Origin of the sequence: Vibrio sp. 10N.261.46.E11, assembly GCF_041472735.1 — a bacterium.
In the GTDB taxonomy this organism is placed as follows: domain Bacteria; phylum Pseudomonadota; class Gammaproteobacteria; order Enterobacterales; family Vibrionaceae; genus Vibrio.
Genome location: NZ_JBFRQW010000007.1, coordinates 32,470 through 52,251, shown reverse-complemented (window position 1 = coordinate 52,251; position 19,782 = coordinate 32,470). Strand labels below are relative to the sequence as shown.

Here is a 19,782-nt window from a genome sequence, read left to right as displayed (position 1 = left end):
CATTACATAACAAAGAATAACTTTATATATGCCTTAGTCTTGGGCTCCTACATTTACTTAACAGCATGTGATACCTGCTAGGTAGACTCGTGTATTGTAAGGATTGTTTTGAGCTACTTTTGTTATCAAATTGGTCAAAGTACTCTTCTAGTATCACTGCAAGAGCGAACCAGTCATCGAATTTGCCTAAGATTGAACTAGGTGTTGAATACCTTGGTGTATAGCTTTCAAAACGCAGCTCGGAACGTAGAGTTCCGTTCTTTATGGCTGAGCCGAAGTCAATCAGATGCACTTGCCCTTGAGGAGTCAATACGATGTTAGATGGCTTAATGTCACCATGAACAAACCCAAGTTTGTGGATTTGATGAATCGAACGCTCTAGCAAGGTAATCCAGTTGGCAGGGAAGTTGTTTGACTTTGTCGGTTCGGTTTGGATTTGTAATAGTGTTTTTCCACTAATGTGGGAAAGGACTAGGTAGTCACTCTGCTGGTTAGAGAAATAATCGCAATATTCTGGCCAGTTATAATTGGAGTTGGAATAGAGAAACTCAGCCTCTTGTTTGAGAAAGTGACGGTGCTTTACTGTTTGAGCATACTTTATAGTAACGACGCCCCAGCTAGGGTGCTGAGCTTGAAGTACACGTCTACTTAATCGAGAGAGATTAGTATAGCCACGGTTAGTTAGCTCCTGCTTGAGCTTTGCATCGTCCGAAATTTTTCTCTTCAAAGTAACTCTGCCAGAGTGTTGGAACCAAAGGAGTAGCAACTTATCGACAGAGAATAATTGTTATAAGGTTGAGCTCGCTTTGATGTACAAAGCGAGCTGCTTAAGGGGGCTTTACTAAATATCACTTGGTAACGAGAATCCAGAGAAGAATCCGGGAACAAACGGGTTCGACTGACCCTGAGTTTTGATGGTCAGTTTTACTTTACTCTCACCATACACAAACTCAACTTGTGTATCTTGAGCGGATGAAAAACTCACGTTTGGACCGAATAATCGGAACCAACTCCATGTACCTTTGACTGTACTTTGGCCAATTGTAGAGTCTTGTGTGTTCAATTGGACTCCTAGTTTCTCGATGAACTCGGAGTCTCCTTGCCATGATTGCTGACTCCATAAGGTCGGCCCGTGACGGTAAGTGAAGATCGGTTTGTCCGAAATGATTGAAAAATCGGTAATATTTGGTGTCATATCAATAGCTTTTACTTGAAAGTCGATCTGAATGTTTGATGGATCAGCTAAGAAAAGAGCATTTTTAATATCCGAAGCTTTGTCCATCATTGTCCATACATCTGGCGTGATAGATAGCGCAGTACCAGGCAGCAGCCCTGGTAAGTACGGTGCATCTTCATTGTTTTTAACGAATCCATTGAGGCGATTTTGAGAGAACTTATCAACTATACCGTTTGTTACGAAGAAGGCCTTGAGATCAGCAACGCTCGCATCCAGTTTGGACTGTCGGTTAAATGGATAAAAAGACGCCAATCGTTGTTGGTATGGTTGATAAACTTCGTTTGACCATGCTGTATTAAGGTGTTCATGAGCTAATGACATCACCATTTCGTTACTTTGATGAACAATCTTACTTATCACTTCTTCAGCTACAGCTAAATGATCGTTTGATAAGCTAGATAATGAAGCAATAGGGTTACCAGCTTGCAAAGTCACAGATAAAGTATCGAAGGCTACTTTTTGAGGTTCTTTGGTTTCGTAAAACTTGTCTGCCCATTTATTTGCGGTAATAACCGCATTCAGCAGATTGTCTATTGGCTTCTTCCCTTGATCGTTGGCAGATACCTGCTTCTTGTATGCTTGAAAGCTTAAACTTATCTGGCGTGCAGATTCTTTTTTATCTTGGTCTTGAATTGGTATGATCGCAGGATCTGGCGATTTACCTTCCTTATCTGGTATTGCGAGTTCTACATAGGTGTACTTAGCAACTGTTGAGTACAGGCTGACCAGTGGGTTATTGTTTGCACTTGATAGACTAGCGAATGCTTTTTTTAGTTGTGCAGGATCCGCTATTTCATTGACTTTTACATTGCTAATGAGATCTCGCCAATAATTTATGTAGTCATTTTGATAAGTTTGCTTTAGTTCACGGCTGATTCTGTGCATTTCGAGTGCACTCGGATAGGCCCCTGCAACCCCTTCATATGATTGTAAGGCTGCTTTTAGAGTAGGTGAGTTGACGGATAAGTCGAGCTCATTAAACCCCGCTGGTGTATAGATATATGGAACCAGGTAGCCCACATAACTTGTTGGGAATTGTAGAACTGAACCCCAATCATCGCCTAAATCACTTCGAATATCGACGCGCTTTGAGTAGGTTTCTGAACTTTGAATGTGTTCATACAATAGAGTTCCGATACCTGTTTGAGTAATGACTTTTTTCGCTAGATTCTCTAAATCGTGATTTGATTTCATTGGTGTTAGGTTACGCGCGAAGATGTCATTCAGTAGTACCTCTAGTTGAGCAATATTGACACTATCTGCTTCACCTTGGTCTTGGAATGTACGCATGTAATAGTTTTTAAGCTCATGAAGGTTAGTCCTATTTTTACTGAACAATAAACGGTAGTTATTCAGCAAAGTCAGAGTTTTAGATTGATCTTCGAGATTAACGTACACAAATAGATCTTTCTCTAGGGTGTTTTCCATAGAAGGAATCAGTACTTTCTGTAACGCTGAAAAATATGCCTCTTCGACCTCTCCTTTGATACTAGAGTTAGGCATAAATGGCAGCGTATACCATGGCTCAGGCTCATTATAGAGGTTATAAATTCGCTGTAATGAAAACAGATTAGGTATGTTTTCAGCCATGTTTTCGATGTCGTAAGGAGATGCTGATATCGCTTCTTTATAGCGCTCAAGCATTACATCGGCTTCAGTTTCTCGTTGATTCTGGAAATCAAAGTCAAACTTAATCACAAGTAATACGGCGGTTAGTAAGCTAGCCCAAGATAGCGTGAAAATCACTTGGTTAACTAACAATGCGTTTTCTTTACGCTTGTTTACCCCAACCAGTTCGTGTTCGGATAAAATCACGTGTGTCATAAGGTATTGAGCAAAAAGGGTCTGGTTAACCGGAATCTGCTCATTGTGTTGATAATGCTCATGACCTACCGAATAAGATACAGTGCTCGCCAACAAGTCAGACTGAGCTGAGCTTTGACCATCATGAGTAAAGTAAAATCCGCGGAATTGAAGAGCGTCACTAAGCTGCTCTCCACGGTACAAGCGGTTGAGGAACAACCAAAGGTTTTGTTTCAATAATCCAAACTGGAAAGGGGCGCTAGCAATTGAGTTTCGATAATCCTGGTTGAGTTGACCTGCAAGCGCGTTGCTCATGTTGGCTATCAACTCACTGATTAAATGGTCGTATTCATCATTAAACCAGTCTGCGTCGATACCACCGTGTTTAGAATAAGGAGCCGTGGCACCGAATACTTCGTCTCTTTTTGATTCGTCAAATGCTGAGAAAAACTGACAAAAATCGCTGATGCTACCCATGTTAGAGATAACGTTATAAATAGGTAAGCTGACCCCAAAAGCCTGATTAAACGTTTTTATTGTCGATTTTAGTTCATCAGCTTTTTGTGTTATTTGTTCGTTATTTTCCAACAATGAAGCTACGTCAGTCGTGAGTAATAAACCATTCGCGGCCTGCCTCGGGCGCCATGCTGTTAGGGACTGACAGAGTGTTTTTAGGTATTCTGGGTGTTGATCTTCGCCAGTGCTTACCGAAATTAAAATGGAATGCTCGCTGACCCAAAATAGGATTGGAAATTCAATATCACTACCAAAATGGTCGAGCTTATATGACTCATAACCCATTTGAGTGATGATACTTTTGTCTTTATTCGGATTTTGACTCAATAGTAGGTAGATTGGCAGGTCGTAACGACTTGTTAAGCGAGCTTTTGGTCGCTGTTTGCTGACCATACGTTTGAAATGGTATGCCAGTTGCTTTTGTCTTTTCTGAATCAGCGATTTGTCGAATGACTCTTTTTGTGATGGTTCACTGCGGTTGATAAGAACCCAGTAACATACTAAGCCTACAAGCGTCGATATAATAGCGGTGGTAGCTAAAGCCCACGTCAAATATGCGTTGAGAGGTGTTAGTAGAATTATGCTAGAGACGACGGTAAAAAGGGCAAAAGATACTAGGATCGAGATACCTACTGTTTTTTTTGTATTGCCCGATTTGTTTGATTTAGTTTTCGGCATAATCAGTTTGATTCTTCCTTGTTTAAGTCAGGCGCAGAAGTACGAACAATAATGGCGTTTATTTGGTCGTTTTCTACGTACCATTCTTTTGTACTTCTTGCTTCTTCTTTTGTGTTTACTCTTAATATCACGCGGTAATATTTTTCATAAGGAGAAGAAATAGGCTGATAAACTGATGGTGACAGGTTATCAATAAAAGCGTCAGCGCTTTGCTTACTAGAGAAAGTCGCAAGTTGCACCAACCAATGTGATGAACTTGGTGTTAACTTGTTGCTTTGCAATACTTCTACAGCATCAACTTTACTTGCGTAACGAGGAAGAGTCGCTAAGTCTTTATCTTCGCTTATAAAGACAATATCTTTTACTTCGCCGGAGACGATGTAACGCTGACTGAAATTAGGCAAATACGTGAAGTCACGAGCTCGTTGAGCGTGGGTGTTGGTATACCAGAAATCGGTTAAGCCAATGCTCGTTGCGATTAAACAAAAGAAGAAAAGGCTAGTGATTAAGTAACGTTTGCGCCTTGTTGGCTTCCTTACTTCCGGGAGCTTCACTTTGATACGGCAATGAACGCCACTAGTATTGCGATATTGGCTGATGGTTTGCTCTAACTGATAGGTGAATGCTTTCAATTGGTCAGCATTACCTTCACGATATTGGCCTTTGAATCCAATATTTATGAAGAGGTAAATTATCTCTAGAAGGTCAATCAGTTTGTGAGGCTGTCGTGCTGCTTTCTCTGCAACAGAGAAAAACAACTCACCACCATTGCGCATGCCGAAGAGCTCGCTAAGTAGTGTTTTGTTTTCCCAACCGTTTTTTTCTCCCCACTCGGAGTAGATGATGAATTCATCAATGACCACTGCATACAAAAAGCAGAGTTTATCGATAACAGCAATAGGGTAGGTAAGCTCGGTTGCTTGAGCTTTTATGTCGTTTATACCCTGTATCAACTGTTCTCTAAAAATTGTTAAATCTTCAGGTTCAGATAAAGTTGAGAGCTTGAGCGTTTTGGTTAGCAAATCGCTACTGATATTGAATAATTGATTTTCTGCCTTATCAAAGTGACGCAGAAACTCTTCTTGGGCGCTGGTGGAATGCACAGCGACCAATTTAGAGGCTACCTGATCAGTTTCGGTATCCGTAGAGCCTTTTGGCGCTTTGTCGATAATGAGTGTTTCTTCATCTAAGTAATCCATAACCATTATCTCAACGCATATAATACGACTTCAAGGGTTGGTATACGAGCATCGACATGCAAAGCGATGGCATCGCGAGTATCGAGCATATCCAACCAATTTCTATCTTTGGTATCGACTTCAAAATAAGCCACACCTTGCATTGGCTTAAGCTCACTTGGCGCAATAGGTAAGGGTTTCAAAGAGATACCCGACAGAGAGCTTCTTACTAATTCGACAATTTTATTATTACTGCTTAGCTTAGCGGAAATCGGAAATAGTTCATTGAGCTCAGTGCTACTGATATCAGATTTAACGCTTAGAACGAAACGTCGGTTATAGACGCTACTAGGATCTTTGATCAACGTACGCAGTAACCTACGCTTTTCAAACAGTGATATATCCCACTTGAACTCGATAACAGAGTCTTGTTGAACCAATGTTAGCAAGTTTCTAAGACTCGAAAACAGCGGATTAAAGTTGTCATATAATTTGTCATACTTTAAAGGCGGGCATTCATCAGGAATCGCCGGTGTTAGTGCCATGACCTGAGCCTCAAACTGCTTCAATTTAGAGTACAGTTCGTGAGTCGGGTATTTGGTGTTGCTGATGGTTAATTCGAACCACGGTAACCATGAGCTCAGAGTTTGAAGCCATAAAAAGTCTTGCATCATAGATTGAGGACTTTTTTGGTCTTGTCCGGCTTCAAGACGTTTCAAAAGGTTTTGAGCTCGGTTACTGACGAGTGCGTGAATCTCTTTAACTCGTTCGACAAGCAGAGTTGAAGCTCCGTAATGTAGACATGCGGGAATAAAAGATCTGTCATAGATCACTTCGTCTGAATCACTGACTTCTAATATCTTAGCAACAGGAATCAGAGTAAAGCCAGACGTATCTTCACCGGCGAATTTTAGCCCGATATTAAGCTGTGCGACATCGACTTCAACGGTCGAGTTTTCGGATGTTGATGTGTCAAATACATTGATTGATTGGGTGATATAGCGACTTTGCTCTTGTCCATCTTCACAATAATCATTGTTACCTTGTAAAGAAATCGGTAAGGCGAGGTAAACGATGGTTTCTATGGTGCCTTGAGGTATATCGACAACGATTTCTTGCTTAAGGTTGAACTGAGTTCCATCGGGAAAGACACCGGAGCAGCTCGGTATAGACAGTTTACCAATCTTCAATAGATCGTGATTAAGTACTAATTCGGTGATGCCATAAAAAGGAGAGAAACCAGCTAGTGTCTCGATATTCTGACGAATGTAGTTCTGCACATAGCGATCTTGTTGCTGAAAGTGCTGAGGTGCTATAAACATTCCTTCTTGCCACACTACTTTTTTGAAAGCGTCCACGTAATGTCCTTTTCTATTATTTTCATATATTGGCTTGTGCATTTAAAGATTTACCACCAGCTAGAGTCTGGCTGAATTGCGGTTAACTCCGCTTTCTTACCAGTAATCGTTAACTCTAAAGTTTGCTCTGGATCTGCTGGCATAATTAAAACAGTTTTCGCTGTGCTGTTTTGGTAATCGGCGAATTCAATCAATGCAGCAATATATTGTGTGTTCTTGTTAATATCTAACGCGAGTTGTTGCTCTGAATTCGGTAGTACAATAGGCAATACTTGTTTTGATACTAAGTTTGCAGCCAACAACTGTAGATCATTATTGTATAAATCAATAAAAGGCAATTGTTTAAACAGTTGCTGATCTGTGAGTTGGTAAAGCCTAACGACAACGGGGTTGGCTTGGGCGTTATTGTATTGGTTGACTGTCGTATCCGCTTTAACTGTCAGTGAGTACTGAGTAACAACCGGGGCGGGGTCTGACGATGAGCACGCCGTTATCATTAAACAAAGAGACAATAGCATTAAACGTTTCATTCTTGCCTCTCACTTTGCTTTTGCATATTCTCCATAAATAATGCTTTGAACTGACGTCTGAAATCACCATTATCTTGACGGTGTTGGAAGTGCTTTCGATAGATCTTCCAATATTTTTTATCCTTGTTAGAAAAAATGCCGTCACTTACATATTCGCTAAACTGGTTTTCAAGTTGCTTTGGTGCAAATTCGTTTAGAAATTGGTCTACCGTTTGTTCTAATGCCTCAAAAAGAGCTTTTTGTTGTAGTTGTGGGTTCTGTAAGTATTGTTGGTTTTTTTCCGTCAGTGTGATGAGTTTGTCTATCGACTCTTCAATTCGTGTATTGTTCTCGGCATTGACAGGAAAATATTCCAACTCAGGAGAGGGCAGGGAGCCACCTCTGTTGTTAACGACTTCATCTACTTCAATGTTGGGAACGACTTTATCGCTATCTAAATCTTCAAAGGGGTCTGACGAAAACGGATCGTCACTCAGAACATTCGTTGAAGAGAAGTTTGAGGCTTTCTTAACTATCGTGACCTCAGGCGTAGTATCCAAAAAGTCTGTGTCATTGTCGTTAAGCTTTAAGTTGAAAGGTTCTATAAAAAGATCATCCGGCTTGGTGTTATTCGTAGCATCCACTTTAGGTGCGCTTAACAGGCTAACTAACAGTGTGTAGTGACCTAATTTTATAATATCGCCATCGGAAAGTATGTATTCTTTCTCTTTTATCAATGATTTATCGTTTAACGTAGCCCCATTGTTACTAACGTCTTTGATGACGTACCCGCGTTCAGTGGGGTAGATTTGGCAATGAGTTCTTGAGACCCATTTGGTTTGGTCAGGTAGCGCAATATCACATGATGGCGAACGACCTAAGCTTCCGCCATTTTCAGGCAGGTAAACGACTCTAGAGGTAACGACCTCTTCAGCAGGTATGGAAATCATGTGGACACTGATAGACAATGGTTACTCCTTGCACTTGGATATAGCTGAGTTAAAACTATCTAAAAACCCGGAATAGGTTTTAAGGAATCGATTTGAAAAGTAGACCCCCATATTTTTGGTATCTAAGTTCATCGAGTTGAAGTAATCGAGTGGCAATGAGGCCTTCTCAAGTTCTCTTTCGAAGACTAACCCATCTTCTAGAACAACATCAATTTCCCTTTGCTTTAAAAGCTTTAGTAGTACTTTAGCATCTCGTGGCTGCATTACGACGTTAAACCCGTTTCGTTTGAGCCAAAACCATTTACTAGAGCCAAATTTTGCAGAAAAATTCAGATTTAACTTTGATAGTTCATCAATATCAGGCTTTACTCCTGGGCCAAAATACCAATTTAAAGTCTGTTGTGCGATTGGTTCGGAGAGTGTTGCATACTCGTCACGTTCAGAGGTTTGGGTCGCAACGAAGAAACCGTGTTGTCCGCCACCATGAACACGTAGTTGTGCGTCAGACCAAGTTGTCATGGTCAACTGATAAGGTTGGCCCATTACGCCTAATGCACATTTAACCTTGTCTAAAGCAATTCCTTGCATCTCAGAATTTTCATAGGTTTGGTAGGGAGGCCAATCTTGCGTCGTGAGCATTAATCGAGATGGTCCAATTTGAACTTGAGCAAAAGTATTCATTGACCAAACGGTAGCAATGAGCAGAGTTGCCAACGGTAATTTAATTGCAGAGGCTCTAATTAACATCAGTAGAGTGTCCTATTAGCTCAGAGATTTTCAAGATAGAGACTGGCGGGTAATAATCGAGCTTATGTGCAGCCTCGATATTAACAATATATGAATATTGGCTTAGTGATTCTATTGGAATGTCCGAAGCTTTTTGGGTTCCTTTTAGTATGTTTTTCGCTTTGTATCCGGCGAATTGGCCAACATTGTAGTAACGGCTAACAATACCAAATAAGGCTTTATGGCTTCTTATTGGGCTTTCGGTTGCTGAGAATGTGGGGATACCTTTTGAATGTAGCCTTGATACTACCTCGCCTCCTTGTGCAATGATGTATGAATCAGGCGGCAAATATGCCATATCAATACCTTCTTGTTTCATATTATCAATTGTGAGGCTAATTAGGTTGCTGTTTGACCTGATTTTATCAATATTTAGCGGGTACAAGATAACACGCTTGTTATGAATTTCCGATAACTTAAGCATCTTATTTGCTGTGATAATCGAATTATTTTCTTCGGCGTTATATATCACCCCAATACTTGAAACGTTAGTCAGCTTTTCAATCGCTTTAAATTGTATTTCATGAGGTACGATATGGGATACCCCGGTAAAGTTTCTTTCTTTTGAAGATAAATCAGTTACCAATTTAGAACCAACAGGGTCGGTAACAATACTGAAAACCACCGGTGTAGAGTTCGTCTTTCTAAATTCGCTTGGTTCATTATAAGTACCTAGTAGCTCAAGGGTGATAGTAGTACCGAATGAATAAATAAGGTCAGCGTTCTCATATTTTAAATCTCTAATATTTTGTTTAAGTTGATCCTTATCGCTGTTTGCATCGAGAACCGTGAATCGCACATCAACGTGTTGTGTTAAATAGTCCATAAAACCTTGCTCTGCATCAGTTACTCCTCGCCACAATAAAAGGACAACGTGTTTATCATCACTTTTGGCAAAGCTGAAGGGAGTCATTAAAATAAAGGTGATAACTAAGACTAAAAATCTCATGATTGAACCCCTAATTTCTGTTTATCGGATTCTAGAAATAATGAAAAGAACAGAATTAGACTGAATGAACTTAGGAGTAATGAAGCCCCAAATATAAGGATGGTATTATCGTAACCAAAAATACTCAAGCATACGCCTGCTAGCATAGGTCCCGTAATATTTCCGATGCGCTCGGTGAGCCTGAAGATACCGATAATTTTTCCTTTTTCAATTCCTTGGCCGGAGAGTAGTTCGATGACCAGCGGTATTTGAGGCGAAACACAAATGCCATGTGCAATACCGATAATGATGACGATCAATAACACTCCCAATGTTCCTTGGAAGAAGTAGAAGTTGAGTAATGCAAGAGAAGAAAGTAGCCCACCAATAAAAATGAACGCCATTTTATTTTTGAGTTTGTCGACTAGAATTGCGCTCAATGGTGAAATGACGATGATTGCAAGACCGTAAGCCATAATTACGCGGCCAGAAACTGAGCTACTTTCGCCCAAGAATTGAAGATAAACCGGGCAAATATAATAGAGGAAACCAGTAAGTACAATCTTCGCTGGTATCGCACTGAATAGCGTAATTAACGCAAAATATTTGTTGCTTAACAAGAGTTTAAAATCTTTTAAGTTGAGGGGTTTACTTGAGTTGGTTGTGCTCGATTTATCAAAAAACACATAGACAAGTAAGACACTGAGCGTTGCGATTAATCCTGCGAGCATAAACGTCTCTGAGTATCCAAGCTTCTCCGCAAGGATTCCCCCAATCGCGGCTCCACATAGAGAGCCAGAGAAAAATGATGACAAGAAAGTCGCCATTCCTTTAGTACGATTAGAATCGTTGGTGGTATCTGACACATAGCCCTGTGCGGAAATAAAAACGATACCATAGCCAACCGCAGTGAATGCACGTGCTATCAATAAGAATTCGAGGGATTGAACGAAAGCAGTAGCGATTAGCCCTATGCTTGTAATTAGCCCTCCTGTCATCAACGAATGTCTTCTGCCTACTTTGTCTGACCAGTATCCCGCAAATGGGAGTGAGATCGCCCAACACAACATGAACAGTGAAATTGGCAGGCTAGTCACTAGGTTTTCAGGAATCCAACCCGTTATGTTGTCCAGTGAAGACACGAACCTAGGAAAAAAGGCTAGTGAGGACGCTTCCGAGAGTACCAATAAAAATAGTGGTAAGCGAATGAATCGAAAGTCTTGTTTATCAATATCTTGTGAAGGCTGAGCTGGCTTTAGCTTAATAATTGCTTGGTTAGCTAGATGAAGCAGTTTGCCAAACTCGTCTCGAGAAGAGGTTTTTGCCAAGTGATTTACTATGTCTCGGTTCACAAGCATGAATAGTTTCTTTACTTGGTTCCAAGGGGAAATAATCATGAAGTTACACATGAACAGAATTATTTCGGAGACGACAAGGCAAGAGGCGACCAAAACGGTGATCATATCCATGACGCTTTCTTTCAGCATATTCATGATCAAGTTGTTGTCGGTTGTCACCTTCAGCTGCATTGTGTGACTTCTGCTATTATTGTTGTTGTTGCTATTATCGAGGTTGTCGCTATTAAACGTTGATACGCGTATAGACGCGTGTTTAACATTTCCCTCAGGATAATGATAAGAGCTACCAGACTCCCCGTTAAAAGTAATAGATAGAATCTCACTGTGGTTATCAACGAAGAAAGCAAATTCGTCTTCTAAGCCATGCAGTCTGTTGTCAGGAACGCCTTTATTGAGTAACCCTTTAATCATCTGATTTAGTGAGTCACCAATCAGGGTTGATTTCTGCTCGAGTTTAACTTCATAAATCTGCGAAAACTTGTCCAGAGATTGATAAGAAACACCTAAATTAGCAATAATCGTTAACAGGATAGCAAGAGAAATGATAAACACGGGAAAGTGTTTTGTTTTCAATTTCTCGAACTTGGACAGTGAATCGGGAGATTGCAGTGCCTTATGTGCTTGAGCTAACGTAGGAAGTAAATCGCTAGCTCCATCAGAAGTTTCGATTATCGCAGTTGCGCCTTTAACACGGTCTACAATCCCTTCTAACAGATATTTCAATGCTATAAAGGCAAATACGCAAGACAGCACTATCCATATGACTGAATACAAGAATTGATCCTTTAGCAAGGACGCTTTTTGTTGGTCTAATAGTGACGTAGAGTAATAGAGCTTTATTTGGCCTTCAACTAAGCCGAAAGAGTTGGTTATATTAAGTGATAGCTGACGATCGTTTGCTTGGTTGTGTACACCTGTGCCAAATAGTTGTTCACCAGAGGTAGACACCACCATTAATGCAGTAATGCCATCAACAAACTTTAGCCTACGATCCAGTATACCTTGTATGTTCGATATAGCTGGAAGCGGCAGGCCTAAACTGATCGCTTGATTGATATCATTATGTGTTTCTTCTAACACGATTCTATAGCTAGAATCGGAAGTTTCCGTCAGCCTTTTCTCGAAATTAAAATAGTTCAGCGTTGCATTTAACGTGATGGAAAACAGCAAAACCGCCATGATGGCGAACATCAATTTGACCCTAAGTGACAGGCTAAATGATGTCGGATTGGTGGAGGTTTGGCTGGTCTTGCTGTTCATTGGTTAAGGCCTACTTAATAGATAAATCGAAGTCAGCACTGTTGTTCGTTGCGCTAACTGTTACTTGAGTAATGGGTTCGCTGCGGCTTAATCGCCCGATACATTCTTCGGCCAATCTTGGCATCAGTGAACGGTTAATAATTTGTTCTACAGCACGACCGCCAGTAGTTGGGTCGGTATTACGGTCGACCACGAACTGGATGAAATTTGCATCCCAAGTGAATGAAGCCTTATATTGCTCCGCAAGTTTCTTTTTGATTCGATTTAGTGATATTTCTGTGATTTTCGCTAATTCTTCATCGTTAAGTGGGTAGTAGGGAACAATGGTAGTTCGGCCTAAAAATGCAGGTTTAAAGTATTGTTGCAGATCCGGACGTATTGATTCGAGTAGCTTGTCATTATCGATGCGATCGGTAGTCTGAGCACATACATCGCAGATAGCTTGGTCGGCAGCGTTCGATGTCATAATAATGATGGTGTTCTTGAAATCGACGGTTCGACCTTCGCTGTCTTTGATATGACCTTTATCGAAGATTTGATAAAACAGATCATGTACGCCAGGGTGAGCCTTCTCCATCTCATCCAATAGCAATACAGAATAAGGGTTGCGTCGAATCGCTTCCGTCAATACACCACCTTCGCCAAAGCCTACGTAACCTGCTGGTGAGCCGAGTAGCATGGAAATTTTATGCTCCTCTTTAAACTCGGTCATGTTAATAACGGTAAGATCGTTGCTTCCTCCGTACAGTTGCTCCGCAAGTGCCATGGCAGTTTCAGTTTTACCGACACCACTTGGACCACACATTAGGAACACACCAATCGGTTTTCGATTATCCGTTAAACCCGCTCGGGAAATACGAATTGCTTTTGCTAGTTCGTTCTTTGCGACATCTTGTCCTATTACTCGAGTATTAAGTTCATCTTCCAAGGTCAGCAGCTTAGCGATTTCATCGCTCATCATGTTACCAACCGGGATACCAGTCCAATTCGCAATCACCTGAGCGATAGTGTTATCGTCGACCATGGCATAGACGAGGGGCTCCTCACCTTGTACGTTTGCTAACTCGATACGCAGGCCGTCGAGTTGTTGCTGCTTGTTGGCGTCAACCGCATTTAGCTCTTGTGCTTCAGTTATCTCTTGCTGAATCACTTTAATTTGGTCTACTAATTCAATCTCTTTTTCCCAACGCGTGTAATACGCAGCCAACGTTTGTTGGTTCTCTTCTATCGATAGTGTGAGCTCTTTAATCAACTCAGCGCTGTTGGAGAACAGTGCCTCTTCTTTTTCTAATGCTGATTTTTCGTTTTCTTGATAACGAATCGTCTGTTCTAGTGTTTCCAATACTTCTGGCTTCGCGCCTTGTGTCAGTGCGATTCGTGCACTGGCAGTATCAAGTAGGCTAATGGCTTTGTCTGGCAGTTGGCGACTTGGAAGGTAACGGATCGATAAGTTGACAGCTGCTTCAATCGCGGATTCAGCAATAAAAGCGCCATGGTGAGCTTGCAATGAAGCAGCTACACCACGAAGCATTTGCATCGCATCTTCTGCGTTAGGCTCTTCAATGGTTACAACTTGGAATCGGCGTGTTAGAGCTGGATCTTTTTCGAAGTACTTTTTGTATTCCGCCCATGTTGTCGCAGCGATGGTTTTGAACTCACCACGCGCCAGGGCTGGTTTTAGAAGGTTTGCCGCGTCGTTTTGTCCAGCAGCGCCGCCAGCACCAATAAGGGTGTGAGCTTCATCGATAAATACAATGATGGGTACTTCTGAGCTTTTTACTTCATTGATGACGTCTTTTAAGCGGTTCTCAAACTCACCTTTAACGCTAGCACCGGCTTGCAGTAAGCCAAGGTCTAAAGAGTGGATTTGTACGCCTTGTAGAGCACTAGGGACTTCATCGGCTGCAATTCTTAACGCTAATCCTTCAACAACAGCGGTTTTACCTACGCCTGGTTCACCGACCATGATCGGGTTGTTTTGGCGCTTACGACACAAGATATCAATCGCTTTTCTTACTTCTGCATTACGGCCTGAAATTGGGTCGATGTTGCCATCAATAGCCTGCTGAGTAAGGTTTACCGTGTATTTGCTTAGAGCGGCGTTACCCGCGGGGGTACTATCGACCGCGCCATTAGCTGAAGGTGCTGAAGAGTTACGTGCAATAGGAGTTTTCTTGATGAGACCTTGCAGAGACTCAAGTGAAACATTGCTTAATGATTCAAGTTGTAAGGTCGTCACACCTAATACATTTTGCTGCATTAGAGCTTGAATAAGGTGTAGGCTGACGATCTCTCCATGCCCGTAGTTAACTGATGCAATCATCCAAGCGTCTTTGATTAATTCCGTTAAGCCGTGGCTTAACGTCGGTTGACCTTCATTGCCTTTTGGTAGCATTGAGATTTTCTTTGTCAATTCACTGACTAAGGCATCTATTGAAAGTTTCTGAGATTCACACAATGTCATTAGCATTGGGTCTTTCTGGGAGATAAGCTGAAGAATCCAGTGTTCAACCTCTATAGCTCCAACACCTTGATTCATTGCTGAACCAGCAGATGCTTCGAGCGCCTGCTTTAGGGCAGGTGCTAGCTTGCCTACTAAGTTAGTGAGCGTTACTTGTGTCATTGTTTATTCCTTATATTTCTATAATCTACACGAACCATATTGCGAACTATAAAAGCAAAATGTTTACAATTTTATCAGGACTATGCTGAGGGGCAAGATAATCAATCTCCCCTAGGCGAGCTGCAATAGAAACGTTGCTTGATAAACGGGGTTTGGTTAAATATGAACGCTTAACGTTCAAATAGATGGCAACTGGCGTGTTGTCTTTTAAGTAATGCTGAGTTAAAGACCACATGGATTTCGCTAATTGGTCATCTTGCTGAATTTCTAGGAATTCAATCCTGCTTTTTGGAGTAACAAAAATACTCAAATTGTTGAAATTAACGAGGCAGGTTCTTCCTACTAAGAAACCTTGGCCTAAACGGCTATTGAAATCCTGATTTGTACCTAGTCGTGTCAATGAACCTGTAGGCAATAGGCGACGTTCAAATGCCTTACATTCGACATCGATTGAGTAAGGAAAAAAATCATTAAGTATCTTTTTTAGCGTTGTAAGGCTACGGCTTTGTTGGCTAAGTAATAGTGAGTATTGCAGGTATTCTTTGTGTTCTTTCCCAAGTGCTGAAAAATGATTCAATAACGCCGATTTTTTGGAATTCTGTTCGTTTTCAACGAGTAACCAACGTTGCACATTAGTTCGATAGGTGATTTCAAAGTGGCGTTGATTAAACACATCCAGAAAGTCTTGAAGTGAATGATCGTCGTTGTGTATCGAGCTTAACAACTCTTCATAAATATAATTGGGAATTACCCCTTTTACACCAGAAAGCGCTTCTTTTGCCAATCTCAGCTTTGCCTTGTTTCCCTTTAGCGAAAAGTACTGAATTTCTTGAGGGTTTCCGGTTGGCATTGCCTCAGACTTCAATTGGATCTGTACCTGAGTAGAGCTGTGAGACTGGAGTCGTTCCAATAGTCTTATTGCTTGCGAGAAGTCGTACTTTTCGGGTTGAGTCGTTAGATCTTCGATGAAATGCTTCATATCGGCTTCCTATAACGATCGATCCAATTGTGCTTATTTTTTAGAGTTACAGGCACAATTGACTACCGTGAATCTTAGGGTATGTTTTTATGAAACCATCTCGCCCATAGAGACGAATCTTAAGTTGAATGTATCTATCAAAACTGCAAAATTGCTGGAAGAAGCGATTCAACACATCGGCAAATGCTAGGTAAGGTGAGGTGGCATCAAGCGTAAGTTCAATCTCGGTTCCGGGCGAGAACACATTCTTACCCAACACACGAATTGCAGACACTTGCGAATTGAATGTAATTGAGTGAATCATCTGAATTTCTGTGCTTGATACCTGGTCGCGACTGCACAAACTCAACATATGTTTGAGTTCAGCTACCGGGTTGCTAGATTGCACCAATGATGTGAAGTTGGTGTTCAATAAGCTAATAAATTCCCAGTGGATGTTTTGGTCGATTTCTTTTTTAATCGGCGCAGACGGCGGGTAAATAGGTGAGAAATCACCGGGTAAATCAATACTCTCTAAGCATTCCAAAGTGCCGATTACACCACAAGCTTGCTTCCCATTAGTACACAGTAACTTGGTACCAAGTAGCTTGCTAAATTCTGTATTTGTCGTGTCCGATAACGAAATCGCTATGCTTACTTCACCAAAGTGATCGTGTTTACTTTGCCAGTAGTCGTAACTTTGATTATGTGAATACTTTTCTTTAAACAGTGGAATTAAAGGAACTTCTCCGTTCGGAGTGATTTCATAGACGTTCTGAATTTCAATAATTTCTATATTGTTGTCACTATGAGCGTCGGCATTGACAGGAACGGATAGAGTTCGGTGGTCATAGGGGATCGGTTCGCCAGTTTGATCGAATAAATTAATCGCAGGCACGACATTGAGCTTGAATACGTCTCTATTAAATAGACGAATGAACTCCGATGGCAGTGATGACATAAACAAATTAATCACGATTTCAGACTCGTCAAATTTGTTCGCGTGTTCAGCAAAGTTTTTTAGTCTAAAGAACTGTCGCTTCTCTTTGAAAAAGAAGAATTCATTGATCAGTTGATAACCGGTGAATTGATTGCCGTGTTCAGGTAAAAACTTAAACTCGAGATCACTGATTCGATTTTTTAGTTGAAGATTATTAACTGTCGAGTGTTGGGCACACTCGGAGTCGGAAATGGAAATCGACAAGGTATTGTTGAGAAGCAAATCGACGAGAGAGTCTGCATTATTTTCGAAACCTTTGACAAAGAAATCGAGATCACCTAATTCCAAATGGCTGAAGTAAACATCCGGGTCACCAGTACTCAGAGATATCTGAACAACCGCGGAGCTTTGGTTAGCTGTTGAAGGTCTGTTGAAACTAAACGGCGCACTCAATGCTCTGGCATTGCTTAAATTAAATGGTGCTATATTGAGTTCATCAACGGTCTTAAATAAGCACTCGTTTTTCGTGTTTGTACTTGAAAAAAGTGAGCCTTTAGGCAAGCGGCTTGATTCAATAGGACCGTCTTCAGTATGAAGTTCAAGATAAGCAACACTAGGAACAGTTTGAATATAAGAAGGGTAGAGAACACTCAAAATACCTTCGATAACTTCAGGCAACTGTTCAGATAGTTTCTTTTCTACCTTTGCGTTCAATAGTGCTACACCGTCGAGTAAGCGAGCCATGCTGGGGTCTTCGATCTTACCTTGATGGATATTGAGGTTTTCGGCATGAGTAGGGTATTCCTGACCGAACTGACCTAACGAACGGCGCACAAAGGCCAGTTCTTGCTCGAAGTAACGCATAATGGGTTCAGTCATAGCTATCTTCTTCTATAGATGTAGTTAAATCGCTTAGTGCGATTCTTGAATCAAAGATTAGGTCTCGTTCACCATTATTGGTCTTCACTTTAGCTATGATGTTGAACGTTAGTGAATTGTCACCTTCTTTACGCTGCTCGAGCTCAACAGATATGTCGTGTAATCGAGGCTCGAAGCTTTTTATCCAAGCCTCGATACGTAAAGTGATCTGAGTGTTTTCTAAGGTTGCGCTCAGTAAATGAACATCTTCGATACCAAATTTAAAGTTCGATCGGTTTACTTCAACGAGCCTATTATCAATTTCTGCTAATGAAGCCTCTGCCTCTAAAAGCTTGGTGAGGTGGAACTTAATATCTTCAATCTCGGCGTCCTGATAGGGCTTTGCATCGCTGATAAAGGTTTTCCAAAAACTCATGATGCTACCTCGTTTAGATCGGTAGTCAGCACAACCTCGCCACTAAAGTAATCAAATTGGTATTGAGGAACGATACGCAGAGTGCAGGCAAAACTGCCAGCTTGAGAATGAGATTCCCTAACACTAACTTTGGCAAAGCTCAATGGATATTTGGACAAGGTTTCTTCATTTGCAAATGAGACATTGCTGGAAAACTTTTCGATCCAGTTTGTTAAAAATAGCTCACACTCGTTGGCACTGTTGAAACTACCGACCATCTCACGAACTTGCACTTTTAGATAATGGGCAATTCTGCAAGACATTAGCGTAGTCTGAATCTGAGTTAACACTTTGTCATTATCGCTCTGTCCACACTGCCAAATAGAGTTATTGCCATTGAAGTAAAACTTATCGGTTAACGGGCTTTTGGTTAATGGAATAAAGCCACTTTGCGCGTAAAAATTAGACAGTTGCCCGAATAAACTAACATCCGCTACTGGTTTTTGCAGGTGGCTGTCAAAATAGTGGCTCGTAGGGAGGTTAATAACAGAGCCTTGCAGCTTGTCATTCCAGCGAGATTTCAGAAAGCCGAACCAGTTCACACGATGAAATTCCCGCATGATTGTGGTCGCTAGTACCATATTGGCTAAGCCCCATGAGCCTTTGCCTTGTTCATTATAAACAAAGCCGACTCGTCGATTTTTGTATGCATCACGAAGACGAACCTGAGGTAGCGCCATGCCAATAAAGCGTGAGCTCGGCTTATTGCGTAGGTCTTGCCATGCTTTGAAATCAGGACCGGATAGAATTTTATTGATTCGCGTTATATCAGAGAGCCAGTCTGCACCATTTTCACCAAAAAAGGTTGGTACTGGAGAGAAAAGCATCGGGCAAAGCGTCGCTTCTCCTAATTTACCTAACAGTTCTACGGTAAATAGGTCGTCATAATTGGCATCAAAATCGATGTCCATCGAGATTGGGTGGCTAAATGTGATGCATCCAAAGGGGTGACCCCCTAAAGTATTTAGCTCGCTATTACCTATCTTGTTATACAAATCGCTGGATTTTGTTGAGTACGCTTGATTGACATCGCTGGATATCTCAGTCCAATTCATATCGAGTAATTTTACATGAGCTCTTTGGTAGCTTATGGGCAAAGATACAAGTTGCTGAAGACTTAACCAGTTGCGTTCTAACTTTTGAAAATCAGGCTCATGAATTATTGCATCGAGCTGTAAACTGAGTGCAGTATCAATCTTCGATATTAGTGTGGATATCAATGAAATCAATGAGGATTTAGAGCGTAAAGAGTGTTGGTCTAGCTCAGATAATAGAGATAAAGCCTCTTTTATAAAGGTATTATCTGTATTATCTAGTTGGTTAAATTTGTTTTGCCATTCCGTATCTAACTTCATAAAAAATTTTGG

14 protein-coding genes are annotated in these 19,782 nt (G+C 41.1%); all 14 read right to left on the bottom strand.

Going from position 1 to position 19,782, the window contains the following annotated elements; translation table 11 throughout:
• Positions 1 to 22 precede the first annotated feature (22 nt).
• A complete protein-coding gene (locus AB4407_RS03155; protein ID WP_372118542.1) occupies positions 23 to 727 on the bottom strand; it encodes a protein kinase domain-containing protein in 705 nt (234 codons plus the stop codon).
• Positions 728 to 841: 114 nt separating this feature from the next.
• Entirely contained in the window at positions 842 to 4,234 is a 3,393-nt protein-coding gene (tssM, locus tag AB4407_RS03150; protein ID WP_372118539.1) for a type VI secretion system membrane subunit TssM, read from the bottom strand.
• A 2-nt stretch (positions 4,235 to 4,236) separates the two neighbouring features.
• Positions 4,237 to 5,439 (bottom strand): type IVB secretion system protein IcmH/DotU, encoded by a 1,203-nt coding sequence (gene icmH / locus AB4407_RS03145; protein ID WP_372118536.1) that lies wholly within the window; start codon positions 5,437 to 5,439, stop codon positions 4,237 to 4,239.
• Positions 5,439 to 6,770 carry a type VI secretion system baseplate subunit TssK gene (gene tssK / locus AB4407_RS03140; RefSeq protein ID WP_372118534.1) on the bottom strand — a complete coding sequence of 444 codons (1,332 nt, stop codon included), beginning with the start codon at positions 6,768 to 6,770 and terminating at the stop codon, positions 5,439 to 5,441. Before tssK ends, icmH begins: the two co-directional genes overlap by 1 nt.
• Positions 6,771 to 6,820: 50 nt before the next feature.
• On the bottom strand, positions 6,821 to 7,300 hold the full coding sequence (gene tssJ, locus AB4407_RS03135; RefSeq protein ID WP_372118531.1) for a type VI secretion system lipoprotein TssJ: 480 nt from the start codon (positions 7,298 to 7,300) through the stop codon (positions 6,821 to 6,823).
• On the bottom strand, positions 7,297 to 8,247 hold the full coding sequence (locus AB4407_RS03130) for an FHA domain-containing protein (protein WP_372118529.1): 951 nt from the start codon (positions 8,245 to 8,247) through the stop codon (positions 7,297 to 7,299). The genes tssJ and AB4407_RS03130 overlap by 4 nt, the downstream gene beginning before the upstream one ends.
• Before the next feature lie 3 nt (positions 8,248 to 8,250).
• Positions 8,251 to 8,979: an ABC transporter substrate-binding protein gene (locus AB4407_RS03125; RefSeq protein WP_372118565.1), complete on the bottom strand. Its 729-nt coding sequence runs from the start codon at positions 8,977 to 8,979 to the stop codon at positions 8,251 to 8,253.
• Positions 8,966 to 9,964, bottom strand: a complete 999-nt coding sequence (locus tag AB4407_RS03120) for an ABC transporter substrate-binding protein (protein WP_372118527.1) — start codon at positions 9,962 to 9,964, stop codon at positions 8,966 to 8,968. The genes AB4407_RS03125 and AB4407_RS03120 overlap by 14 nt, the downstream gene beginning before the upstream one ends.
• Positions 9,961 to 12,561 (bottom strand): MFS transporter, encoded by a 2,601-nt coding sequence (locus tag AB4407_RS03115; RefSeq protein ID WP_372118525.1) that lies wholly within the window; start codon positions 12,559 to 12,561, stop codon positions 9,961 to 9,963. Before AB4407_RS03115 ends, AB4407_RS03120 begins: the two co-directional genes overlap by 4 nt.
• A gap of 10 nt (positions 12,562 to 12,571) precedes the next feature.
• Positions 12,572 to 15,184: a type VI secretion system ATPase TssH gene (gene tssH / locus AB4407_RS03110; protein WP_372118523.1), complete on the bottom strand. Its 2,613-nt coding sequence runs from the start codon at positions 15,182 to 15,184 to the stop codon at positions 12,572 to 12,574.
• Positions 15,185 to 15,230: 46 nt separating this feature from the next.
• Positions 15,231 to 16,163, bottom strand: coding sequence for a type VI secretion system baseplate subunit TssG (locus AB4407_RS03105; RefSeq protein WP_372118520.1), 933 nt, complete (start codon positions 16,161 to 16,163; stop codon positions 15,231 to 15,233).
• 46 nt (positions 16,164 to 16,209) lie between these two features.
• The gene (tssF, locus tag AB4407_RS03100; protein ID WP_372118518.1) at positions 16,210 to 17,961 is read right to left on the bottom strand and encodes a type VI secretion system baseplate subunit TssF; all 1,752 of its coding nucleotides are present in this window, start codon (positions 17,959 to 17,961) and stop codon (positions 16,210 to 16,212) included.
• Complete coding sequence (tssE, locus tag AB4407_RS03095) at positions 17,954 to 18,376, bottom strand: type VI secretion system baseplate subunit TssE (protein WP_372118516.1); 423 nt, start codon at positions 18,374 to 18,376, stop codon at positions 17,954 to 17,956. The genes tssF and tssE overlap by 8 nt, the downstream gene beginning before the upstream one ends.
• Positions 18,373 to 19,770 carry a type VI secretion system contractile sheath large subunit gene (locus AB4407_RS03090; protein ID WP_372118514.1) on the bottom strand — a complete coding sequence of 466 codons (1,398 nt, stop codon included), beginning with the start codon at positions 19,768 to 19,770 and terminating at the stop codon, positions 18,373 to 18,375. The genes tssE and AB4407_RS03090 overlap by 4 nt, the downstream gene beginning before the upstream one ends.
• Positions 19,771 to 19,782 lie beyond the last annotated feature (12 nt).